This is a genomic window from Hominiventricola aquisgranensis, assembly GCF_040096225.1.
GTDB classification, from domain to species: Bacteria; Bacillota; Clostridia; order Lachnospirales; family Lachnospiraceae; genus Hominiventricola; species Hominiventricola aquisgranensis.
Genome location: NZ_JBBMFC010000010.1, coordinates 74,254 through 97,049 on the forward strand (window position 1 = coordinate 74,254; position 22,796 = coordinate 97,049).

Genomic DNA, 22,796 nt, shown 5'->3' on the forward strand with positions numbered 1-22,796 from the left:
GGAGGACACATGAAGAAATTAAAACTAGTTGGAATATTGGCAGCAGTTGTATTAATAGGCGGTGTGATTTCAATTCCGCTTATAAATAACCACACTGCTTATAAAGTGGAAAAGAAATTATGTGAAACACCACTGCCAGAGAAAACGGAATTGATAGAGTCAATATCACGGGCAGGGAAGCTGACAGGTAACGGAAATGGAATGCAGTATTTCGGAGCAATTCTAATTCGAAGTGACTTGTCTTTGGAAGAATTGGATGCTTACTATTCAAGGTACAGAAGTAATGAGTGGGAATGTTTGGTGAAAATTCAGGAAGGGCAGTCCATTGAGGGGATTGATCACGGGACACTACAATTTGCGGAAGAAATAAAGGACAGGGGTTATTACATTGTATATTCTTGGGGAAGTGAAAATTCTCTATTGGATGAATTGGATATACGTGGACACTAAAAACGAGATGGAGACAAATTATGAAGAAAATTTCTAATATATGTGGTTTTATTGGAATTGCTATATATGCGGTGCTGATGATTCGCATTTCAAATCTATGTCAATACGGTGGGACGAAAGTGGACTTGATTCCAATATTGATTTTGGGTGTTGTTCTTATAGCAACAATCATTTTTGGAATTGTTAGCAGTAGAAAAGAAGAAAAAATTGAAAAAGGTAAACTGTTCTGGGGAAAATGTATTGTAGTTGTTGCCCTGACCATTTTGTTTGGAGGCAGGATTATTTATTCGGCAATCCCTTATAATGGTGCATTGTCATGGAAGATTGACGAATGGCGTAACCAAAAGAAAATTGAACTTACTCATACCAACTTCTTTGAGACAGGTGTAGAAGGAATCTTGGAAGACATTGAGACAGAGTTGGATTTACCGGATGAACTTTATGTTCAAAATAAGTTCCAGCTTTCCTTTGACAAAGATGGTGAAATTCAGAGTATTTATACTTATATGTATGGAAGATATGAAAATGGAGACGAAAATACATTCCTTATTGACTATGATGTGGATGCAGATTCAAAAATGACTGTGTGTATTAATGGAGTTGCGAGCAAATCTTACGATGATGACATGAGATTACAGCCGATGCTTGAAATTTTGAAAAACGCTGATTACAAAACAAGAGTAAATAACTGGGCTGTGGAAGGATATGCAGACGATTATGAAATTCTCTATTATGGCAAGCGGGAATTTAACACAATGGAAGGATTTGTATATCTTCAAGGTGATGTGGATGGTGACGGAGTGGACAACACAGACAATGCCATTTATTCGGAACTGAATGGTGGAGCTGTTTATGGATATGAAGTCTCGCTTCATATTCCAAGTGAATCTGAGGTGACTCCGGTACGTTATTTTATGGAACCGGAAGTGATTCCGTTAGAAACTATCATCGACAGGGAGGAAGAGCAGACTATTGATGATGCTAAAGAAACAGAATCCTGGTATGTAGATAATTCCAACGGTTCTGTATATTACTGGTTGTCTGAGAATAAAGAAATTGGATGGAGATTAGTAGTTACTGATGCGGCAGCAGGAAGCCGTTATTATGAATTGGAAAAGTCATCAGATGGTGGTGAAACATGGAATGTGATAAATGCCAATCCGTTTAACAACAAGATTGGCGTGGCACTGGGAATAGAATTTTACGATGAAAATCTTGGTGTGATTGGTATGACAGGCGCTTCACAGGATGCCTCAACTTTATATGTGACATCAGATGGCGGAGTTACTTTTACACAGATGGAATTTCCAATGGAAGAGGTTACGGAACTGCCGGATATTGCTGATGAACTAGGATACACAATCGCAGATTATGATTACGCAGAGATGCCACAAGTATCCGATGGACAATGGACTGTAATCATCAAGGCAGAATACAGCAGTTACGGAGGCTTGAGATTTACATCTAACGACAATGGAAAGACATGGATGTATGAGGGATTAAGTACAGGCGAAGGTGATTTACAATAAGAAATAAAAGATACGAATAGTGTTAAAACACAAAAAATCGGGTAAAAGATTGTACGACTGACTATGACCTTTACCCGATTTTATTATGTTTTATTTCCAGATATTCATGTCTGACAAGATAGACATGGTTATTTCAGTTGCGTTGCCTCCGGTAGCATCGCTGTCTGCACTAATGTTGGTGGCAAAAAAGTATGTATTATCTGCAGTTTCGATATAACCGATGAACCATCCGTTTACATCCTGTCCATTAACACGGCCAGTTCCGGTTTTTCCGTAGAATGTTCCGGCATCGGAAGCTGAAAGGCAGATGGCATCTTTTACTGCATTGATATTTTCAGGGGCGAAGCCGAAACTGTTATTCTGCAGCTTGGTTAAAAGTTCGACCTGTTCTATTGGAGAGATTTCCAAGGAGGATTCCATCCAATAAGAGGAGAAATCGCCACTCATGTTTTCGTTACCATATCCGATTTCTTGAACATAGCTGTAAACGTCAGAGGTTCCAAGCTGTTCGTCTACTGCTTGAAAATACCAATTCACAGAGGAGTTCATTGCAGACTGTAAGGTCTGATCTGCGTTCCATGCTTCAAATGGATAGGTTTCTCCATTCCATGCAATGAACGAATTTTCTGGTGTAATGACGCCTTCTTCCAATCCGAACAAAGCATCGTATATCTTGTAGGTGGAGTTTGGAGCAACCCGTAAGGTGGCATGCTCCATGTCATGTATACTCCATGCATCGTTTTCCAAATCGTATAAAACAAAGCTGCCTTCGTATTCTCTGAAGTATGTGGAGAGGTCTACATAGGAAATATTCTCAGAAGAGGAATCCCATTGGTAGTGGCTTCCATCTGCTGCGTATGTAGAAATAAAAGGTGCGAATCCAAGGAGAAGGACAGCAGTCAACATGAATGCAGTCATACCTTTTACTCTTTTTATAAATGTCGGCTTCTCATAAGATGCAATGTTGATAATTCTCCGTTTCATCTGCTTCATGTTTCCACCAAGACCGGCGGCAAACGGAAATGGAGTAAGTGAAATCTTTTCCGCAAAATTGATCAGTGTATTACCATAATCTGCATAATCATCCTCCTCAAGCATCTTTAAAACAGAGGTGTCACAGGCAACCTCTCTGTCATTACGCATTTCTTTCAGAGCATACCAGACAAGAGGATTGAACCAATATATTACTCCGGCAAAGTTCATTAGATAGTTGGCAATAGCATCTTTGTGCTTATAGTGCTGTAGCTCGTGTAACAGCATGTATCGCATGTCCGATTCGTTATAATCTGAGATGAGATGAATCGGCAGATAAATACAAGGTTTCAAAAGCCCCACAATAATCGGAGATTTCAAAAATGCAGTACTGTAAACATGGATATTTCTGTTAATTCCCATTTCTTTCATACATCGATGATATAGTTTTCGGACTTCCGGGTTCTGAAGGGGAAGTGCAGATTTTTTCAAGTTCTGTAAGCGGATAGAGGACTTGATTACCAATATAATCATTGCAAGGATGCCTACAAGCCATATTCCAAATAGTATGTATCCGATGCTGGATGGAGTCTCACTATTTACCGAAAGGGCAAAGTCATTCATCCAGTCTGCATTTCCGGCTGGATTGATCCCAACAGCTTCTCCTATGGCGGTTCTGGTGCCAGAAGTAGGAGAACTTTTCAGGCTACTGAGCCACGAGAGGATTTGCGGAAACCCAATTAAACGGAACGGTATAAAAGGAACTACCAACAATCCAAGTAGCAGGAACCATAGATTATACTGCATCCGGCTGGATAGGTTGACTTTGAATATCCGCTTGGCTATCAAAAGAATTCCGATGATACCGCTGATAAATACATTGCATATTAAAAAGCGTATCATAAAATCAGCCATGTTAATTACCTCCTTTTTTTGACCTCTTGGAAAGAAGAGAGCGGAGAGTGTCTATTTCCGTTTCGGACAGTCTGTCATTTTCTATATATGCAGACAGCATGGCAGTGATGTCTCCATCGTAGTATCGTTCTAGAAAAGAGTTACTTTCCTGACCGATGTATTCACTTTCTTTCACAACTGGAGTGTAAACAAACACCCGACTTTGTTTTTCATAAGTCAGAACGCCCTTGTTCACTAGACGTTTAATTAGAGTTTGTATTGTTTTTGGACTCCAGTTCGTAGTCTGTAATAATTTATCAGTTATTTCATTGGTGCTGATCGGCGCATGTTTCCATACGATTTTCATAACTTCAAATTCAGCTTCAGAAATCTGTGGTAAATCGCTCATTTCAAATCCCTCCTTAAATCTTACGGCTGTAATAAAAATATTATAGATGTTATTTGTGTAGTTGTCAATTTAAGAGAAAATAGATTGACTTGAAATCTTACTTATGTAATAATTCAAATATTACATAAGTAAGAATTTAAAAAAGGAGTGGAATCAGGATGATTGAAATTGTAAATAAAGTGCTTTGAAAATAAGAAAACCAATAGAGTCACAAGGAGTCTATTGGCATTCTTACAGAGTTGGATGGTCTTGCTTGTGCAGCAGATCAAGCAGATAACGAACCATAGGCAATAAATCCGCAGCCTCCTGTTCCGTGCAGTCATTCAGCAGGGTCAGGAGTTTTTGGAGATTTGGCTGTTGGTTTGCGTTGGCTGGGTAGAAAATCTTATCGGCGGGTATCTTCAGATATGTAATCAAAGGATACAGCTTATCATATTTGGGGTTACCACGTCCGGCTTCAATATTTAGTATGGTGCGGGTATCCATATTAAGAGTTTCAGCCAGCTTTTCTTGTGAAAGTCCGAGTTCGGTACGGGCTTCACGCACTGCAATGGCAAGAATTTGTTTTATGTCATGCATTATAATTCACCTCGATAGTAGTTTACAATACCTATTAAAACGAGTGAATTGCAATAGAATACAGTGTAGATATGGAGTGTAATACATGGATGTAAAGTATGTGAAAATACATAGAAAAAGAATAGTGAAAAGTTTTGAGATAGCAGCATATTACACACTAAGGTGTATCGCAAAGAAGTATAAAACTTCAACGCGATACACCTTTTTTGTGGGGAAATCAGAGCGTTGTAAAGTCTTTTTCCGGTTTGCGGTTTGTGGTCTGTTCCTGTCCCGGAGTCCGGTCAAGATACTGGTTCAGATTATCCAGTTTTCGGTTGAGAGCCTGTATGTCTTTTTCAGCAGATTTATAGGTTTTCTGCAAGGCTTCTTTCTTGGCATACAGAGCATTGTAATCATTACGAAACTTATCAATATCAAAATGTTTTAAGCTGATTCCAAAGCGTTTCAGCATATTTTCTGCACCGTCATGGAGCAGGAGTTCTGTTTCATGGTGGCGGAGATAAGCGTCAGGGTCTTTCGATTTCCGGTAACGGATGTGATAGATATGATTGCTCTGATATTGTTCAGCGTATTTCAATATCTGTCCTAAATCCTTTAGCTGACGTTCTGTTTCCACAAGACTGTTCCGTGCGGTTTTTGCAAGAACAGACTTACTTTCAATCTGTTTTTCAAGCTCGATGATAGAACCTGCTTTACTGTAACTGCTGGCAGCGATTTTGAGATTTTCAATCGCTGCCCAATGCTGCAGACCGGGGCTTTGCGTGAACTTTTCTTCCGAGGTGTCAATGAGCGTTCGGGAAGAATAATCCTTGATAAGAGGTTTTTTTCGGGCAGGGAATGGGACACGTTTTTGTGTCTGTGCTAAAGCCTTTGTTTCTACCCGTTCCTTAATCCGTTCTTTGGTGTATTCTGCACCCAAAGACTTTAAGCTGCCACGGACAAAATGCTCCCGGTCAAGGGGGCGGAAGGAAATGTACTTTAAGGCGTTTTCTCCAATGGTTTCGCCTTTGATTTCATAACCTTTTGCCCGTATCAGCTCCATGCACTGTTCATATGTATCAGCGTTTTGAATTGCTTCATCAATGTCCTGCTTGAGCTTGATTTTCCACGAGGTGCCATTTCTGCCGGATGTCCATTCTTTATAACTTTTACCACGCTGGTTTGTGGGAGAAATGACGGATAACTGATGCTTGGAACACAGCTCATCATTCAGGCGGCGAATGTGGTAGTAGGTCTGTTTACAGTCATGATATTTTTCGTGATTCACATTATCTGCGGCACAGAAAATGATGTGGTTGTGAACGTGACCTTTATCAATATGAGTGGAAACGATATAAGAAAATTTCCCCTCTAACAGCTTGTCGGCAAGCTCCACACCGATCTGATGTGCTTCCTTATAAGATACCTCTCCCGGAGCGAAAGCCTGTATCAGATGAAAGGCTTTGTTGGGGTCTGCCTGATTTGTTTTTGACAGAGCAAATTTGAAGTCAAAGGCAGCGGTTTCAGGACTGCATCCGAAGGAAGAAATGAGACTACTTTCATCTGTTTTTTGGGAATTACAGATATAGTTTACTGCCTTATGGACGGTTGCCTGGATAGCATGGATTTTTGTGATTGCCATACCTGTTTCATCAGCTCCTTTACTTCGTTTACATCGGCTTTATAGACATTGCCAGTAGCATTCATCCGCTTGGCAATCTGGTTCAGATTATTGCCGATACGGGCGAGCGTGGTGTTGTATTCCCGCAGGTGTTCGTAGTTTACATCGTAGACATAGCCATACAAAATCAGATGCCGAATAAATGCGGATTTGCTCTTCATGCCGGAGGCTTTCCATTTCTGATCTAAGATGTATTGCTCGTCATCGCTGAGATAGATTTTAAGTTCATTTTGTCTTTCTCGGTTTGCCATTGCAGTATCAGTCCTTTCCTTATTTGTATAAAAGATTTTCAAATATGCCGTAGCCGGCGGTTGTTTTTTGCTTTTAGGGGGACAGGGGGATATGCCCCATGCAAGCCAATTTCTGCAAGTTTTCACTTGGTAGAAATTTGCGGAAATGGTGCCTGTGAGGGAACACAGGCAGTGCTTGCTATTCTTCTGCAAATTACCCGTAGGGAATTTGCGTGTTGCGTGAGTATAGGCGAGCGGTTTGCAACACAGTAGGGCGTTACCGCCCTTGTTATGGATAGCGTTGATAATTCGACTTTGCAGTTGGGCAGAAGCAATAAAAAAACTGCCACGGTTCATAAGGGCATTGATTGCCCGTAAAAACTCCATAGCAGTTTGTGTGACTTTTTATGATTTTTGATTCTATCCATAATGATTTTATCAATGGGAAAGGGGAAAGTCAATGGCTGGAGAGAGATAAAAGATTTACAGAGAAATTTAGGGGAATAAGCAAAGATACTGCATATTCTGCATTTAAAATTAGAATTGGAAAACCAGAAGAGAGGGGGTGAAGCATGAATACCGTACATCGTAGAACGGAAATAATCAATATTCTTATTATCAGACGACATACAACAGCGAATGAATTGGCACAGGAATTTGGCGTTTCCATTCGCACGATACAGTATGATATTCAGGCTTTAACTCCGGTTTATCCGATTTATACAAAACAGGGAGAGAACGGAGGAATTTTTATAAGAGAGGATTACAAGCCTTATGCCAATTCGCTGACACCTATGGAAGTAGCTGCCTTGCATGAATTATATGATTGGACGGAGGGCATACATAAAAAAGTTTTATTTCAAGTCCTAAGAAAATATGGACCGGATAAATTACAACTTTGATCTTGTCATTCTGATAAAGCACATAATTTTTACAGAACCGTTCATAGCAGACGGAAGTGTGCTTATGTGCTTTTTAGGCTGACAATTTCAGCTTTGATTTTATCCAAAATGCAGACGATGTCTGCGATTGTACCTTGACAATTTCATAAACCAATGCGTACAGGACGTGTGGAATATGTGGAGCCGCTTTGAGGATACGCCATAAGACACCTGCTTTTGCCTTTGGCAGAGGTGGATACGAAGGAATATTGAAAGCAGATATTGAAGTTAAGGTGTGGAGCGAGAAATATCCGGCATAAATGTGTAGCAGTTACACGGAGGCGTTGATACATATTTTTGATAATGATACTTCCGGCTTAGTCCGGTCAGATAAGATGACGGTGCGATACCGATGTGGGTAGTGTAATGAGCTGCTACCTGTACGGATTTTTTAATATCTTCCAATAAAAGCATATTTGTTTGTTAAGTATGTTTTTATTGGCAGATATGCCATAACCATAGCAAGAGAAAAAGAACACACTTTGAAAAGGTAGGTGGAAGAATGCAGGCAAAAGTGAACACAAAAAATTTTATAAGGTATGACGAGGGTGCGGAGAGGTATTCTATGAGTAAACACAGCTTTATGAAATTGGCACAGGATGCTCGTGCTGTTTATAAAATTAACCGTATCACATTGGTAAACGTGAAGATTTTTGAGGAGTATTTGGAATCTTTTCGGGCGTAGACATGATAAGAAAGAGGAAAACGAATTATTGTATATCAAAAAGTATTTGACTTTTTGATATACAAGTAGTAAAATGAAGTCAGGTTATGAAAGGCAGGTGTTGACGGATGGCAAGAATGGGTAGACCTAAGTTAGAAAATCCGAGAAGTGAAGGTGTATTCATCCGTCTTACAAAAGATGAGCATACAGATATAACAGAGTATGCCAGCTCTCATGATCTGACCATAACACAGACGCTTGTTCAAGGATTTAGAAAGCTGCAAGAGCAGGATAATACCGAGAATGAGTAATGGCATTTGTGACCTCTTTCTTATATTGAGAGGAAGGTGGTACATAATGTCAATGTCGAGAAAAGATTCAAAAGGCAGAGTATTAAGGAAAGGCGAAAGTCAGAGGAAAAACGACGGAAGGTATATCTACCAGTACACCGATTCGACAGGTAAAAGGCGGGTCGTTTATTCAAATGACCTGTTGGAGTTAAGGGAAAAGGAAAAAGAACTTGTTCGCAATCAGTTGGACGGTCTTGAAAGCTATTGCAGTGGAAAGACAACTTTGAACTATGCATTTGACAGGTATATTTCAACGAAGTATGATTTGAAAGAACACACACGGGTAAATTATAAGTATATGTATAACCGTTTTGTCAGAGATACTTTTGGAAAAAGAATCATCAATGATATAAAGTATTCTGATGTGAAATTCTTTTATTGTTCGTTGATGAACATATTGGGGTTACAGGCGAATACATTGGATAATATTCATACGATTCTGCACCCAACCTTTCAGATGGCAGTTAGGGACAATGTGATACGCAATAATCCGGCAAGCGGTGTAATGGCAGAAATCAAAAAGGCGAATGGAAAGAATAAGGGCATAAGACACGCACTTACATTGGAACAGCAGAGAGCATTTTTGAACTATGTATCGAACAGTCCTGTGTATTGCCATTGGTTGCCACTGTTTACAGCACTTTTTGGAACGGGATGTCGCATAGGAGAAATGATAGGGCTGCGTTGGGAAGATTTGGATTATGAGAATAAAACCATTAGTATAAACCATGCGGCTATCTATCGAGTAATGGAGAATGGAAAGAGTGAATTTCATATTTCTTCGCCAAAGACAGAAGCCGGGATTCGTACTATTCCGATGATGCAGGCTGTAGAACAGGCATTTAAGGATGAATACGAAGCACAGAAAGAAACCGGTTTTAATGTGCAAGTGGTTGATGGTATGAGTGGGTTTATCTTTTGCAATAAAGACGGAATTATCCATAAACCCAGCGTAATCAACAGTGCAATCAAAAGAATTTACGAAGCCTACAATGCCGAAGAAATTATTAAGGCAAAACGGGAGAGCAGACGCCCGGTATTGATTCCTCATTTTTCGTGTCATCATATCCGACACACATTTTGCACCAGATTTTGTGAAAATGAAAGAAATCTGAAAGTGATTCAAAGTATTATGGGTCATGCAAATATTGAAACAACGATGGATATTTATGCGGAAGCAACAGATGTGAAGAAAAAGGAAGCAATTAAAGCTCTGGAAAATAATAGTGATATATTTTAGGAAGAAGTCCTTGCAAGGGGACGATTTCCAAGACAAACCTGACATCAAAAAAGTCAGAATACATCAAAATGACATTAGTTTGTTGGATTTTGGTGGACAAATATGGACTGGCGATATATAATGAAAATCGTGTAAAAAAGCGTTTATCAACTTATTTGGACTGTGGTGGATTAGCTTCGGTTATATTCCCGACAATGAAGTCATTAGATGGTGTAAATAAGAAAAATGATGTAAATAATACAGCTTCTGAAGCACCTGAAAAAAATGTAAAAACTGAGTCTGAAAAGATTGATTTTTCTAAGGTAAAGGTAGAGCCTTTATTTGAGGAATTTGTTGATTTTGATACATTCAGCAAGTCAGATTTCCGTGCAGTAAAGGTTAAAGAGTGTGTTGCAGTACCGAAGTCAAAGAAACTGTTACAGTTTACTCTTGATGACGGAACAGGCACAGACAGAACCATTTTAAGCGGTATTCATAGCTTTTACGAGCCGGAAGAACTGGTTGGAAAGACTCTTATCGCTATCACAAATCTTCCACCGAGAGCTATGATGGGCATTGACTCTTGCGGTATGCTCCTCAGTGCTATTCACGAAGAAGAAGGCGAAGAAAAGCTTCATCTTCTGATGGTTGATGACCACATTCCGGCAGGTGCAAAGCTCTATTAAGATGATGTAAAGATGTACCGTTTTACCAAATAAACGGAACGTACTTCATTTGATAAAAAACTGAAAAAACAGCGATTTACATCAAACTTACATCATTTGATGCAGAAATCGGTGCAAGCAAGAAAAAATCGCATAATAAGCAGAATGAATGGGCAGTCCTTAATGGGATTGCCCATTTTTAGAAGAGAGAGAAATGTAAATCACCGATTAGGTTTTCATTGCAGTGGTTATGGAGAACAGTTATAATGGGGATAAAAGAAAACGACAAATTTGAAGTTATGGAGGAATGATAGTGAGTTATATTACAATGGAAATATGGACTGGAATATGGATATTAGTGAGATTATTTCCAATGGCACTTATTATTTTTGCAGGTGTTATGATTATCGAAGTGGGTATTGAATTTATCCAGAAGAAGAAAATTGAAGTTAAGATTTTAAATTGGTTATGTCAATTCTTATGGATTCTAATAGTTGTATCAATATTAAAAATTACAGGAATTATTGGTGGTAGTTTTGGAATATCCTCACCACTTGATAGTTATATTAGTTTTAAATTATTTGAGGATGGATTTAATGCGGCAACTATTTTGAATATATGTCTATTCATTCCATATGGATTTTTGCCAGTATTTATTTTTAAGAATATCCACAAGCATTGGTGGAATGGCGTTATACTTGGAGCAGTATTTTCGATTGGTATAGAATTTTTGCAAACATTTATTGGAAGGTTTGCACAGTTAGATGATGTGATTATGAATACTTGTGGGACTCTCGTTGGATTTTTGATAGGATGCTTGTTACTTCGTATAACCACAAGGAAAAAATAAATTTCAGTCTGTAGGGATGAAAATTTGAATTCGTAGGAGGTATCGAAAAATGAATAGGAAAACTTTATTCTGTTTTCTGACAGCTTTGATAATGATTTTTGTTCTTGCCGGCTGTAGTGGAAAGAATAGTGGTGGGAATATTGACAATGTTCAAATTCCTGATTGGAAACCATCGGAAATATATTCAGACAGTGATATTGAGGCGGCTTTCCAAACAGTAAAAGACTATTTCGGCAACGAATTTGACGGCTGCACACTGACAAAACTGTCCTATCCCGGAGATACATACGCCGATGAATTTGATGAATGGGCTGAACAATATGACGCGGATGAAGCAATCGTAATATTATCATCTTTCGATGTAGACTCATCAGGCGGGGATGGTTCGCTTAATCCGGATTCAACATATGATGATTGGAAATGGATTCTAATTAGGAATGACAGTGGGAATTGGGAACATGTTGACCACGGGTATTAAAGCGACAAATTTCAGTTTGATTAACTCCCTTTGAGAGAGGAATACCCTTTCTCAAAGGGCTTTTTTAATTTATCCGCATATTCGCAAACTTGGGGCAAGTACCTTTTCTTCATATAATAAAGCCAAAGGAAGGAGAGGATTTGATATGAGTAACAGCTTAGCGGCAGTACATCCGGAATTGGTTGCCGAGTGGTCGGAAAAGAATTTGCCACTGACACCGGACAGCATAACTTTCGGCTCGAATAAAAAGGTATGGTGGAAAGGTACTTGCGGTCACGAATGGCAGGCAAGCGTTAAGGCTCGTTCCAATGGAGAAAAATGCCCGATATGTTCCGGTGCGAGAGTGATTGCAGGTATTAACGATTTGGCGACATTAGAGCCATTACTGGTAAAGCAGTGGTCGAAAAAGAATAAGATAAAACCGACAGAGGTTTCTATTGGTTCTCATAAGAAAGTGATTTGGAGATGTGAGAAAGGACACGAGTGGGAAGCTGCCGTTAAGAGCAGGACAATAAATAAAACAGATTGCCCATATTGTTCCCATAATAAAGTGTTGGCAGGATTTAATGACCTTGCAACACTTCAGCCGGATATAGCAGCCGAGTGGTCGGACAGAAATTATCCGTTACTTCCAACTCAGGTTACGGTCTTTGCCAATCGTAAGGTTTGGTGGAAGTGTAAGGATTGCGGCAAAGAGTGGAACACCCTTATTTCTACCCGTTCCGGTGGGAGCAAATGCCCGTATTGCAGTGGGTACATATTCCTGAAAGGGTTTAACGATTTGCAGACAACACACTCTGAAATTGCTTCTGAGTGGTCGGAGAAGAACTTACCATTGAAGCCTGATGAAGTAAATGCAAAGTCGAGGAAAAATGTCTGGTGGAGGTGTAGTAAATGCGGTAATGAGTGGAAGTCAGTTATCAATGCCCGTGTGAAAGGTACGGTATGCCCCGTTTGTGCGGAGAGAGAAGTCCTTGCCGGATATAATGATTTGGCGACAACAGATAATCAGCTTCTTAGCGAATGGGATTATGAACAGAATAAACTGAAGCCGACAGAGGTATCACGAACTTCAGCAAAGAGAGCGTGGTGGAAATGTAGGCACGGTCATTCATGGAGTATGAAGATAAATGAAAGGACGATATTGAATAAAGGCTGCCGAATTTGTGAGCAAGAATATTTATCTCTATTTCCTGCGTTGGCTGTCAGCTATTATTCTAATAAGAAAGGCTTGCAATCTACAGATATGTCACCAAAGGAACCTTTGATGCATACAACTGGTCACTCGTCGAAAATAAGCAGCGTTTCATCAGTCAGGTCATGACAAGCAAGGCGGTAAGCCGAAGCTGTGAGGATATCGACGAGGCAACACTTTCCTATGCAGAGATCAAGGCGGTTGCTACAGGCAATCCTCTGATCAAGGAAAAGATGGAGATTGACAATGATGTCCAGAGATTAAAGCTCTTAAAGGCATCCTATGACAATCAGAGATATGGCTTGCAGGATAACTTTATGATTAAGTACCCGAAGCTAATCAAGACAGCAACAGAAAAGCTTGCTAATGTAAGAGAGGATGTAAAGGAAAGGGATAAAGAGCTGATTGATAATCCGGAATTTGCCATCACCATAGGCAAAGCAACTTACACAGAGCGAGTGGATGGCGGAACGATGATGCTTGAAGCAATCAGCAAATGTAAGACCGGAGAGACAACTGCAAGGGATCTTTATGGCGGTTACCAATAATATCAGAGAAATCCGTGAACAGCGAGGCATTTACCAGGATGACCTTGCCTCTGCTATCGGATGCAGCACCAAAACTGTCGGCAGGATAGAGCGTGGAGACAGCACCCCCTCCGCCGAGTTTATGCTTAGGATTTCAAAATACTTTAATATGCTGGTGGAAGATGTATTCCATGTGAAAGATTGAGTCAGAGCAGCAAGCAAGATTGATGATCCCCTCGGTCTGACCTTTGTTGAAAATAAGCAAAAGATAATTAAAGATCTGATGGAAAAGTAGAAATAAGCAGATTGTGAAAACATGCGTTCACAATCTGCTTTTTTAATACTACAGTTTACGTCCAATATCGGTATTCTCTCCAACTGAAGAGATATTATGACCATCAAATATAATATTTATTAGTAATTCAAAAGATTACATTTTTGATACAAATTCTGCAATTTGACCATCGACATACAGAATGTGATTAACTAACCACTCTGTGAGATATTTAAAATTCCCATGCAAGCTTGTGTCAGGAATTGATGTATGAGTATGAAATTAAAACAGGAGAGGTTGCGCCCTCGGAAGAATATATTCGTTACAAGACAAAAAACGCAAAAAATAATGGAATTATAAATAAGTTAAATCATCAAGATGTATGATTAGCCAAGAGTATGCGAAGAATATAGGTAATCAATTTGCAAGTGAAATTTGTAAACATTTATCTCCAAAAATCCATAATGTGAATGTTATACTACCTCCAGAAGGTGTTAATGTATATAATATGTTTAAGGGTTTTTCTATTGACAGGTCAAGTGAATTGGGACGAATAGCCTTTGAATTAGCGAGATGATGAATGATTCGTATAATGAGGATGAGCTGATAACAGCAAGAAGTTTTAAAATTTATGTGAACATATCATGGTCAGAAAAATGTAACAGAAAGTCCTTACTAACTTTTTGGATTAATAGAGAAACCAATTGTATTGAGTATAAACAATATGTGGGCGTGGAGTCTGATGAAAATTGCGATAGGATGAGACATTTAGGATTGGGAAAATTTATTGTAGATGGAAATCCAAATATAAAGTTTTTTTAGAAGTAAGAAATTTAGGGGAATTACCTCGGGAAAAATAACATAGTGAAAATTTGCACAGAAAATAGTGAATGAAATGTAGAAAAATCAGGTGGGGGCAAGGTCATTTTTGCGTAAAATAACGAAAAAAATAGAGAATGATAAGAATATATTGATGAAAGTGACAAAAGTTGATATAAATAGGATAAGAGTTTCAATGCGATAAGTGAAATAGGGATGGTTAGAGTCATGAGTCAAGATGTATTTACGTTATTGGGAGAAATGACAACTGAAAATCTGATGGAAATTATTTCAGAGAGCATGGATGATTTTTTGTATGTATTTGACATACAGAATAATAAAATAGAGATTTCACAGTCAGCAGTGGATCGGTTTATGATATCCAGCAGATTTTTGGAAGATGCATTGCATGATGTCCTGCCGGCGGTCTTTGAGGAAGACCGGGAGATGCTTGTAAAGCATCTGTCCGATGTGGCATCAGGAAAAGAAAAATTTCACAATCTTCATTACAGATGGCTGGACAAAAAGGGAAAACCTGTCTGGATCAACTGCCGGGGTGTGGTAGTGGATGATGATAAAGGGAATCCGGCATATCTGGTCGGGTGCATGAATGAGACAGGGAATCAACGGAGAGCTGATAATGTTACCGGGCTTCTGGGTGGAAGCGAATTCTGCGAATATCTGCGTTCGCAAAAGGAACATATTTCAGCAGGTTTTTTGATGCACATAGGTATTGATGATTTCTGGAGGGTCAATAGTACCTGCGGACCGGATTACGGTGATTATATACTCAAAAGCGTAGCAGACTGCATGAAAGACTGTATTTCGGATCAACAGCATCTGTATTATCTTACGGGAGACCAATATCTCATTCTCGATCTGCAGAGCCGGAACATGGAAGATGTAGCAGAGCTCAGAAAAAAGATCTGTAAAAGTATATATGAATTTATTGTGTCGGAGCAATATAGAGCAATCTTTACCGTCTCTGTCGGCGCCATAGATGTGCAGTATGCGCTGGAGAGTTATAAAGAATGCAGGAAAAAGTTTGAATTTTCCTTAAAGTGTGCCAAAAAGATGGGGAAAAACAGTTTTTATTTCTTTCAGCAGGAGGACTATAATGCGTTTCTGCGAAAAGAAAAAATCATAGGTGCGCTGCGTCGTTCAGTGGCAGAGCAGTACGAAGGATTTGATGTGCATTATCAGCCCATCATGGATTGCGAAACGGAAGCGATGACCGGTGCAGAAGCATTTATGAGATTTACAATGAATACGGAAGGTGGGACGGAAGTGATCTCACCGATGGAATTCATTCCACTGCTGGAAGAAACAGGACTTATCATTCCGGCTGGAAGATTTATCCTGAAAGAGGCAGCAAAAACGTGCTGCGAGATCCGGCAGTTTATCCCCGGTTTCCAGATGAACATTAATGTATCGTATGTGCAGATCGCACAGGGGAATGTTGAGGATGATATTATAGAGGTAATAAAAAAATATGCCTTAGATCCTTCGGGTATCTGTATAGAGATGACAGAAAGCGGATTTATAGATATGACAATGCCTTTTATCCGGTTCCGCCACAGATTAGAAGAAAACAGGATACACTTTGTGATAGATGATTTTGGGACAGGCTATTCCAATCTCCACTGCATCAGCGATATGAACCCGGATTATATTAAGATAGATCGTGATTTTACGGCGAAAGCCATGGACGGACAGAGAGATTACGAACTGTTTAAAAACATCATTACCATGATACACAGTGTCAATGCCAGAATTTGCGTTGAGGGTATCGAGCAGAGGGAATGGTGTCAGGAAATGAAGAAAATGGGTGCAGATCTCCTTCAGGGATACTTCTATGGAAGACCTTGTAAAAAAAGTGATTTTATAACGAATTACGTAAAAGGAGATTAAATATATGCAGATTATTATGAATCAGTATGTATGCTTTATTGCAATCTGGTGTCTGGTGATAAATACTTATATTGTTTTTTCGTCCAGCAAGGTGAAAGCGCTCGAAAACAAAGAGAAAAAAGGATGGAAAAGATTATATATTTTATCACCGCAGCAATGATGGTATGTGATCTGGATACATATATGTTTGCGGGTATCAGTACGAGATCGGTGTATTGGAATTTAAAGGTCGTAAATTTTTCGCTTTATCTGTTAAAGTATCTGTATCTGACTGTGTTTACAATATATATCATGAAAGAAAGCGGCAGGTTTGCAAAAGTCAAGAAAGTACTATTGGCGGTTTCGATTCTGATTGGGATCACCGGCATGGTCTGTATCTCGTTGCCGGATATCAGGAAAGAGTTTTATTATTTCAGCAGTGACAATTATTTTTATTATGGCAGGCTATACGGTATTGTCAGAGTCCTGATTATATTAGATATTCTGGTATTATTAACTGCCTTGCTGCTGGAGAAGAAGCAGTATAGAAGAAGAACATTTTATCTGTATCTGGGATATATTTTAATTTTGCAGTTTACCGCAGTTGCGGATTATGTGATTGATACCTGGTATCTGCAGAATCTGGCAATTTTCTTTTCGTCCATGATCATTTTTTTAGACAACATGACACAGGTTTCAGATCAGTGGCTGGATGCAAAGAAAGAACTGCTGCTTTCCGAGTACCGGGCGAGTCATGATGTTATGACAGGGCTGTGGAATAAAACCAGTGGAATGGATCAGATCAGAGACTATCTTAACAATATGCTGCAAAGAGATACAGCTGTACTGGGATTTGTGGATATCGACAATTTCAAGTCTGTCAATGACACATATGGACATGAAACCGGAGATTTCTGGATACGTGAAATAGCAGCAGCACTGCAGGAAATATGCGGATCTTCAGACATTGCATGCAGATATGGCGGCGATGAGTATATTCTTTTTCTAAAGAATGTCAGAGATAGGGATGAACTGACAGCACGTATTGAGGGTTTCAGAAAAAAAGTCGTTGATAAAGCAGCAGAAAGAGAGCAGGACGTGCATTGCAGTATCGGACTATACCAGGTAAAAGGGGCAGGAAATAAGCTGGCTGAATGCATCATAATAGCGGATGGTCTGCTCTATCAGGCAAAAGATAAAGGAAAAGATACTTACATAATCGGATAAATAAATGGAAAGAAATGAGGAACAGGAGAATGAACAAAGTCAAAGAACACATCAGAAACTTGAAAGTAGAAGCAAAATTGAAAACGTACCGGATAACGATACTGTGTATGACAGTATTTTTAGTGCTGGTGGCGCTTATTTCAACATTAGTGATCCGGACGAATGTGAGGGAGATTACGGTAGTGTGATCTCCGGCGATAGGATATATTCAGGAATTAGAGACACTGACAGCTAAGTACAGGATCAAGCAGTATCAGCATCTGGCGGAAACAGACGCATCGGCCAAGGCTTCCTGTGAACAGGATATTGCGGGTATGGCAGACCAGATCACAGAGTATGCCAAGAAGTTAGATGCAATTATTAATTCTGAAAAGGAAGCACAGGAAGGAAAAAGCGATTATGAGAAGGCAAGCACTGCATGGAATGATTACAAGGCGGCTTCAGAGGAAATCCTACAGTTGAGCAATGCCGGGAAACAGGCTGAGGCAGCTGAGCTCATGACAGGAAGTGTGTATGAGAAATATACATTATTTGGGGAAACATTCGGCGCACTGCGCGAGGATTTTCAGGTTCAGTTAGAAGCGGCGAAGAAGAGTGCCAATATCTGTACAGTGATCATTTTCATTGTTATTTTTGCAGCAGGATTTGCGATTGCCATTGTTTCAACAATGATCGGAAAGGTGATCGCACATTCGATCACAGAACCGGTAGCACAGATAGAGGCAGCGATTGCAAGCCTGAGAAAAGGCGAGCTGTCCAACATTACAATGCTCACATATGAGTCGGATGATGAGTTTGGCGCGACCATAAAAAATCTGAGAGAAGCCATGGACATTCTTGCGGATTATGTACGTGAGATTTCCAGAGAAGTCAAGAGCATTGCACAGGGTGATCTGACAAGAAATGGTGATGATATCACAGAGTTTCTGGGTGATTTTTCAGAATTGAGGGAGTCGCTTCTGTATATTTTGAAGCGCTTTAACAGTACGTTGTCAGATATCAGCAATATTGCGGAACAGGTGTCATCGAATGCCAAGGATGTTGAAAATGCATCTCACTCTTTATCAGACGGAGCAACAGAACAGGCAGGGGTGATCGAAGAGTTGAACGCTACGATCGACACGGTGGTGGAGCTTGCAACGGATACAGCGAAGGAGACAAAGAGTGCATCTGAAAGAGTAAAAGCTTCCGCAGACAAAGCGAATGCTGAAAAAGAAAAGATGAATGAACTGCTTAAGGAAATGGAACACATTACAGAGATTTCTAAGGAAATTGGCAATATTATTACTGATATTGAAGATATTGCCTCCCAGACAAATCTGCTGGCACTTAACGCATCCATTGAAGTAGCAAGGGCAGGTGAAGCAGGTAAAGGATTTGCGGTTGTTGCAGATCAGATTGGAAAATTGGCAGCAGACAGCGCACAGTCAGCAGTAAATACGCGAGAACTGATCGACAAGACTTTGGTTGAGATCGAGAAAGGCAATTCTATCACAAGAACAACTGCAGAGGCATTTAATCAGATTATCGCAGACATGGAATCTTTTGAAGACATGGCGCAGAATACTATGGAAAAGGCAAATTCGCAGGCAGAATCATTAGCACAGATCGGACAGGGAATCGAACAGCTTTCCGGTGTTGTACAGGGTACAGCAGCATCCTCAGAAGAAAATACTGCAATCAGTATTAATCTGGCAGAGGGAGCAGCGAATATGCATGACCACATAAATGTATTCAAATTGTTTAAATAGTGCCTTATGCAGGTAAAAACAAGCAGGATCTGATATCTGCACTTATAGAGAAAGAATAGAAATGATAGAATATTTAAGGGGAAAAAGCATAAAGTGGAAGATCATCCTTCCGGCAGTGGTTTTTGTGGTCGGAATCGTGACCGTGTATGAAATCGAAGTCTGTAACGACCGGATATATCAGGAGCAGAAGCGCATGAAGACAGAATTAAATGCGGTAAATTATGCGCAGCAGATGATGTCTGAGATGCAGGAAGGGGCAGGTATCACCGAGATAATGGAACAGGTTGTGACAAGCCGGCAGGGAGATGGAGATTATTTTTCTGCGGTTGCGGAGAATCTGACCGCTAAGTATGTGCAGAGCATCCAGCTAGCACCGGAAGGTGTTGTGACATATATTTATCCGGAAGAAGGCAATGAGGCGGGAAAGATCGATCTGATCCATGATGAAGAACGCGGAGAGATCACCCGGTACGGAATCGATCATGATGTGATTGTCATGCAGGGACCGTTTGATCTGGAACAGGGCGGAAAAGGAATTGCTATCCGCAATCCGGTCTTTCTGAAAGATGAGAATGGGGAAAAGAAATTCTGGGGACTGACGATCGTAATTATCCGTGTGCCGGAAGTGTTTGATGATTCGATCAACAAACTTACGGAATTCGGCTATGACTACAGATTGTCGAAGACATCTTCGCCATTGACTTCTGAATACAAGGAGATTTCTGCTTCCGGTGGGACTATGGAACAGCCGGTCGTCTATCTTTTTGATCTGGGCGGATGTTCCTGGAAATTAGAAGTGATGCCAACGGATAGATGGAAGATGGATCATAGTTCCCGCGTGATCATATTCAGCGGACTCTGTATTGTGATTCTTTTGACAGTGCTGGTGGCAGTATTGATGGGGCTGGCAGAGAGCAGAAACAGATTAAAAAAACTGTCAGATACCGATCCGTTGACCGGACTTTTAAACCGCAATGGTTTTGATGAGCAGGTGGATCGCTATATGCAGAAACATCCAAGGGAGCATTGTGTATGCGTAGAGTTGGATATTGATGATTTCAAATTTATCAATGATCTGTATGGACATTCCTGTGGAGACAGGGTGTTACAGCAGCTGGCAGAAAGCATGAGAGAAATGTTCCCGGAAAATGCTATTCTGGGAAGAAATGGTGGAGACGAATTCTGCATCATCTTAAAGAACTGCGTCTGCAAAGATGTAGTGGAAAAAATCGGTCAGTTCACGCAGCTTCCAAGGACATTCCGTTATAGCGGAAGGGAGCATGAGTTTAGCATTTCTGTCGGCTATGCTGAAGCGCCGGTTTTTGCAGGAAACAGGACAGAAATTTTGAAGAATGCAGACACTGCGCTTTATGAAGTGAAGCTTCAGGGAAAGCACGGTTGTATGGCTTACAATAAGAATCTGCAGATCGTTAAGCGTACGCAGTTAGGATTCGGACTGAATGACATTTCAGATTATCTGCCGGAAGCATTTTTGATCTATAAAGCTGATCTGGACAACGACCAGATCTTGTTTTCCAGCAGAGAGATGATTTGTCTTGCGGAATGCAGTGATATGGACGAGTTTTTGGAGCTGACGGAAGGAAGATTCCGGAATCTGGTCGCACCAGAAGAAAGGGATAGCGTTGAGAATACTGTCCTGAAGCAGGCAGCTGAAAAAGCGCCGGGGGTGATCATGCATGTGGATTTCCTGTTGAACGGAAAAGACGGATGCAAAAAATCAGTGGCTGCATCCAGCAGACTGGTCGAGAACCAATATTATGGAAGCATATTCTATGTTGTTTTTTCTGAAAAAATGAACAGGCATGAGGGATAAAAATTCCGCAATATATCAAAACAAAAAAATCAGGTCATAAGAGAGAATTCTTATGACCTGATTTTTTTGCATGAAATGAGGTGGGATCAGATGGCAGAACGTATTGGAATTTGTAGGCAAGCCCTGTCTGCCATCGAAAATGGAGGAGTGTTTAAAACTCAGACATTGGAAAAGCCGGTCTCAGTTCTAGGTACTTCAGAAAGAAATATTTTACATGGTAATGATACAGATTGTGAACTGATTACGGAGGTAATGCTTTACTGCAGGGAATGGATGAATTGCAGCTCAGACAGTGTTTAGCAATGATAAAGGCAAGGCGTCGTGAAATGCACAGCAGCTCGTCTGTAGTTCCTTAGTATGCGGGGCGAATAGGATAAAACGCATACCTACATGCTTAGCATTAAGCATAGCCATGTAGACTGTATCACTTTCAAATTCAATTTCTGTCTATATGGCACTAACTTGAAGGAGGATAAAGTGATGATTGGATTAAGCATACTGTAAGCATACAGGAAGAAGCTGCTACAGAGATAGTAACCGGGGCGGTTAGTCAGGAAGATAATAAAAAGGCTGATTCTAAGGAGCAGCAGAGATCTGATGAAAATACAGCAGATTCAAGTAATAAGCAGAATAACAATAGTGCAGAAACCAAACAGGAAGCTGCTAATACGGACAATTCCGATAACGGTAACGCAGGCGATGACAATGGCACAGCAAATGCACCAGCAGACAGTGGAAATGCAGGACAGGATAGTGGCAGTCAGCAAGCCACACAGACAGCAGTTTCATACAGTCCACAGACTGTTGTGTCATTGTCCATTCCAAAGATAAAAGCAGAAGGCAAGCTTATTTTATCAGAGGAAGCAGCTGGAAACAATCGGAGTGCTTGGCAGTAAGAAGGAAGATGGTACGCATGTAGTCGATCTGTTGCAGAATTACACAGCAACCACAATGCTTGCAAACTCAGAGTTTGTAGCTCTCTTAAAGCAGGCGAACACAGACAGTTCCAAGATGGCGGAGGTTATCGGAGTATCAGAGGCACAGCTTCGGTTCGTAACTAATACCGCCTCTGGAATGGGACTTATTAAGTGTGGTTCGGTAGTAATTCCCTTTGATAATCAGATCAGCAAGGATACGGATTTGTACAGGCTGTATAATACCAACATTCATGAGAAGATTGCGGAACAGAAGAAAAAAGAAGCAATGTTGCAGTGATAACAGATGAATTTTTATAGAATCTATAGTATAATCAAGAGGTCGGATGAATATCCGACCTTGATGATAATAAAATAGATATTCCCTATTTTTAAGAAAAAAGCATATAAGATTCGATATGAAAAATAAATAAGGAAGCAGTTCTAAAATGTATCATTTGTACCGGAGAACATA

Annotated in this window: 21 protein-coding genes and 3 pseudogenes; 19 read left to right on the forward strand and 5 right to left on the reverse strand. The window is 40.1% G+C overall.

Annotation, left to right across the window (positions count from 1 at the left end; genetic code table 11):
* Positions 1-9: 9 nt before the first annotated feature.
* On the forward strand, positions 10-450 hold the full coding sequence (locus tag WMO62_RS07205) for a hypothetical protein (RefSeq protein ID WP_014081120.1): 441 nt from the start codon (positions 10-12) through the stop codon (positions 448-450).
* Between the two features lie 20 nt (positions 451-470).
* The gene (locus WMO62_RS07210) at positions 471-1,979 is read left to right on the forward strand and encodes a WD40/YVTN/BNR-like repeat-containing protein (RefSeq protein ID WP_014081119.1); all 1,509 of its coding nucleotides are present in this window, start codon (positions 471-473) and stop codon (positions 1,977-1,979) included.
* Between the two features lie 90 nt (positions 1,980-2,069).
* Here WMO62_RS07210 and WMO62_RS07215 read toward each other — a convergent pair whose 3' ends face one another.
* The 5 genes from WMO62_RS07215 to WMO62_RS07235 form a co-directional block, all read right to left on the reverse strand.
* Positions 2,070-3,866: a BlaR1 family beta-lactam sensor/signal transducer gene (locus WMO62_RS07215; RefSeq protein WP_014081118.1), complete on the reverse strand. Its 1,797-nt coding sequence runs from the start codon at positions 3,864-3,866 to the stop codon at positions 2,070-2,072.
* A gap of 1 nt (position 3,867) precedes the next feature.
* Positions 3,868-4,254, reverse strand: coding sequence for a BlaI/MecI/CopY family transcriptional regulator (locus WMO62_RS07220; protein WP_014081117.1), 387 nt, complete (start codon positions 4,252-4,254; stop codon positions 3,868-3,870).
* A gap of 231 nt (positions 4,255-4,485) precedes the next feature.
* The gene (locus WMO62_RS07225) at positions 4,486-4,833 is read right to left on the reverse strand and encodes a helix-turn-helix domain-containing protein (protein ID WP_014081116.1); all 348 of its coding nucleotides are present in this window, start codon (positions 4,831-4,833) and stop codon (positions 4,486-4,488) included.
* 217 nt (positions 4,834-5,050) lie between these two features.
* Complete coding sequence (locus WMO62_RS07230; protein WP_014081115.1) at positions 5,051-6,454, reverse strand: relaxase/mobilization nuclease domain-containing protein; 1,404 nt, start codon at positions 6,452-6,454, stop codon at positions 5,051-5,053.
* The gene (locus tag WMO62_RS07235) at positions 6,403-6,744 is read right to left on the reverse strand and encodes a MobC family plasmid mobilization relaxosome protein (RefSeq protein WP_002596375.1); all 342 of its coding nucleotides are present in this window, start codon (positions 6,742-6,744) and stop codon (positions 6,403-6,405) included. Before WMO62_RS07235 ends, WMO62_RS07230 begins: the two co-directional genes overlap by 52 nt.
* 551 nt (positions 6,745-7,295) lie before the next feature.
* Between WMO62_RS07235 and WMO62_RS07240 the strand changes: the two genes are divergently transcribed.
* The 17 genes and pseudogenes from WMO62_RS07240 to WMO62_RS07320 all read left to right on the forward strand — a co-directional run.
* The gene (locus WMO62_RS07240) at positions 7,296-7,625 is read left to right on the forward strand and encodes a helix-turn-helix transcriptional regulator (protein ID WP_002596376.1); all 330 of its coding nucleotides are present in this window, start codon (positions 7,296-7,298) and stop codon (positions 7,623-7,625) included.
* Positions 7,626-8,166: 541 nt separating this feature from the next.
* Complete coding sequence (locus WMO62_RS07245; RefSeq protein ID WP_002596377.1) at positions 8,167-8,349, forward strand: DUF6462 family protein; 183 nt, start codon at positions 8,167-8,169, stop codon at positions 8,347-8,349.
* Between the two features lie 107 nt (positions 8,350-8,456).
* The gene (locus tag WMO62_RS07250; protein WP_002596378.1) at positions 8,457-8,639 is read left to right on the forward strand and encodes a hypothetical protein; all 183 of its coding nucleotides are present in this window, start codon (positions 8,457-8,459) and stop codon (positions 8,637-8,639) included.
* A 46-nt stretch (positions 8,640-8,685) separates the two neighbouring features.
* Positions 8,686-9,918 (forward strand): site-specific integrase, encoded by a 1,233-nt coding sequence (locus WMO62_RS07255; protein WP_002596379.1) that lies wholly within the window; start codon positions 8,686-8,688, stop codon positions 9,916-9,918.
* A gap of 179 nt (positions 9,919-10,097) precedes the next feature.
* Positions 10,098-10,583 (forward strand): annotated as a pseudogene (locus tag WMO62_RS07260) (lysine--tRNA ligase); the annotation flags it as partial.
* 292 nt (positions 10,584-10,875) lie between these two features.
* Entirely contained in the window at positions 10,876-11,412 is a 537-nt protein-coding gene (locus WMO62_RS07265) for a VanZ family protein (protein ID WP_049946793.1), read from the forward strand.
* Between the two features lie 49 nt (positions 11,413-11,461).
* Positions 11,462-11,890 carry a hypothetical protein gene (locus WMO62_RS07270; protein WP_055291182.1) on the forward strand — a complete coding sequence of 143 codons (429 nt, stop codon included), beginning with the start codon at positions 11,462-11,464 and terminating at the stop codon, positions 11,888-11,890.
* 145 nt (positions 11,891-12,035) lie between these two features.
* Complete coding sequence (locus WMO62_RS07275; RefSeq protein WP_349144246.1) at positions 12,036-13,214, forward strand: zinc-ribbon domain-containing protein; 1,179 nt, start codon at positions 12,036-12,038, stop codon at positions 13,212-13,214.
* Positions 13,115-13,630: pseudogene (locus WMO62_RS07280) on the forward strand (hypothetical protein); the annotation flags it as partial. The gene WMO62_RS07275 and the pseudogene WMO62_RS07280, both read left to right, overlap by 100 nt.
* Complete coding sequence (locus WMO62_RS07285; RefSeq protein ID WP_349144247.1) at positions 13,617-13,817, forward strand: helix-turn-helix transcriptional regulator; 201 nt, start codon at positions 13,617-13,619, stop codon at positions 13,815-13,817. The pseudogene WMO62_RS07280 and the gene WMO62_RS07285, both read left to right, overlap by 14 nt.
* Positions 13,818-14,933: 1,116 nt before the next feature.
* Positions 14,934-16,616: an EAL domain-containing protein gene (locus WMO62_RS07290; RefSeq protein WP_349144248.1), complete on the forward strand. Its 1,683-nt coding sequence runs from the start codon at positions 14,934-14,936 to the stop codon at positions 16,614-16,616.
* 123 nt (positions 16,617-16,739) lie between these two features.
* A complete protein-coding gene (locus WMO62_RS07295) occupies positions 16,740-17,822 on the forward strand; it encodes a GGDEF domain-containing protein (protein ID WP_349144249.1) in 1,083 nt (360 codons plus the stop codon).
* Between the two features lie 4 nt (positions 17,823-17,826).
* Entirely contained in the window at positions 17,827-18,057 is a 231-nt protein-coding gene (locus tag WMO62_RS07300; protein ID WP_349144250.1) for a hypothetical protein, read from the forward strand.
* A gap of 7 nt (positions 18,058-18,064) precedes the next feature.
* Positions 18,065-19,573, forward strand: a complete 1,509-nt coding sequence (locus WMO62_RS07305; RefSeq protein WP_349144263.1) for a methyl-accepting chemotaxis protein — start codon at positions 18,065-18,067, stop codon at positions 19,571-19,573.
* A gap of 61 nt (positions 19,574-19,634) precedes the next feature.
* Positions 19,635-21,407, forward strand: a complete 1,773-nt coding sequence (locus WMO62_RS07310; RefSeq protein ID WP_349144251.1) for a diguanylate cyclase domain-containing protein — start codon at positions 19,635-19,637, stop codon at positions 21,405-21,407.
* Between the two features lie 90 nt (positions 21,408-21,497).
* Positions 21,498-21,707, forward strand: coding sequence for a helix-turn-helix domain-containing protein (locus tag WMO62_RS07315; RefSeq protein ID WP_349144252.1), 210 nt, complete (start codon positions 21,498-21,500; stop codon positions 21,705-21,707).
* Positions 21,708-22,319: 612 nt separating this feature from the next.
* Positions 22,320-22,622: pseudogene (locus WMO62_RS07320) on the forward strand (VirB4-like conjugal transfer ATPase, CD1110 family); the annotation flags it as partial.
* Positions 22,623-22,796 lie beyond the last annotated feature (174 nt).

What these genes read in the sequence shown, in the direction of transcription:
- WMO62_RS07205 (WP_014081120.1), top strand. Translation starts at nt 10, where the DNA reads ATGAAGAAATTAAAACTAGTTGGAATATTGGCAGCAGTTGTATTAATA.
- WMO62_RS07210 (WP_014081119.1), top strand. Translation starts at nt 471, where the DNA reads ATGAAGAAAATTTCTAATATATGTGGTTTTATTGGAATTGCTATATAT.
- WMO62_RS07215 (WP_014081118.1), bottom strand. Translation starts at nt 3,866, where the DNA reads ATGGCTGATTTTATGATACGCTTTTTAATATGCAATGTATTTATCAGC.
- WMO62_RS07220 (WP_014081117.1), bottom strand. Translation starts at nt 4,254, where the DNA reads ATGAGCGATTTACCACAGATTTCTGAAGCTGAATTTGAAGTTATGAAA.
- WMO62_RS07225 (WP_014081116.1), bottom strand. Translation starts at nt 4,833, where the DNA reads ATGCATGACATAAAACAAATTCTTGCCATTGCAGTGCGTGAAGCCCGT.
- WMO62_RS07230 (WP_014081115.1), bottom strand. Translation starts at nt 6,454, where the DNA reads ATGGCAATCACAAAAATCCATGCTATCCAGGCAACCGTCCATAAGGCA.
- WMO62_RS07235 (WP_002596375.1), bottom strand. Translation starts at nt 6,744, where the DNA reads ATGGCAAACCGAGAAAGACAAAATGAACTTAAAATCTATCTCAGCGAT.
- WMO62_RS07240 (WP_002596376.1), top strand. Translation starts at nt 7,296, where the DNA reads ATGAATACCGTACATCGTAGAACGGAAATAATCAATATTCTTATTATC.
- WMO62_RS07245 (WP_002596377.1), top strand. Translation starts at nt 8,167, where the DNA reads ATGCAGGCAAAAGTGAACACAAAAAATTTTATAAGGTATGACGAGGGT.
- WMO62_RS07250 (WP_002596378.1), top strand. Translation starts at nt 8,457, where the DNA reads ATGGCAAGAATGGGTAGACCTAAGTTAGAAAATCCGAGAAGTGAAGGT.
- WMO62_RS07255 (WP_002596379.1), top strand. Translation starts at nt 8,686, where the DNA reads ATGTCAATGTCGAGAAAAGATTCAAAAGGCAGAGTATTAAGGAAAGGC.
- WMO62_RS07270 (WP_055291182.1), top strand. Translation starts at nt 11,462, where the DNA reads ATGAATAGGAAAACTTTATTCTGTTTTCTGACAGCTTTGATAATGATT.
- WMO62_RS07275 (WP_349144246.1), top strand. Translation starts at nt 12,036, where the DNA reads ATGAGTAACAGCTTAGCGGCAGTACATCCGGAATTGGTTGCCGAGTGG.
- WMO62_RS07285 (WP_349144247.1), top strand. Translation starts at nt 13,617, where the DNA reads ATGGCGGTTACCAATAATATCAGAGAAATCCGTGAACAGCGAGGCATT.
- WMO62_RS07290 (WP_349144248.1), top strand. Translation starts at nt 14,934, where the DNA reads ATGAGTCAAGATGTATTTACGTTATTGGGAGAAATGACAACTGAAAAT.
- WMO62_RS07295 (WP_349144249.1), top strand. Translation starts at nt 16,740, where the DNA reads ATGGAAAAGATTATATATTTTATCACCGCAGCAATGATGGTATGTGAT.
- WMO62_RS07300 (WP_349144250.1), top strand. Translation starts at nt 17,827, where the DNA reads ATGGAAAGAAATGAGGAACAGGAGAATGAACAAAGTCAAAGAACACAT.
- WMO62_RS07310 (WP_349144251.1), top strand. Translation starts at nt 19,635, where the DNA reads ATGATAGAATATTTAAGGGGAAAAAGCATAAAGTGGAAGATCATCCTT.
- WMO62_RS07315 (WP_349144252.1), top strand. Translation starts at nt 21,498, where the DNA reads ATGGCAGAACGTATTGGAATTTGTAGGCAAGCCCTGTCTGCCATCGAA.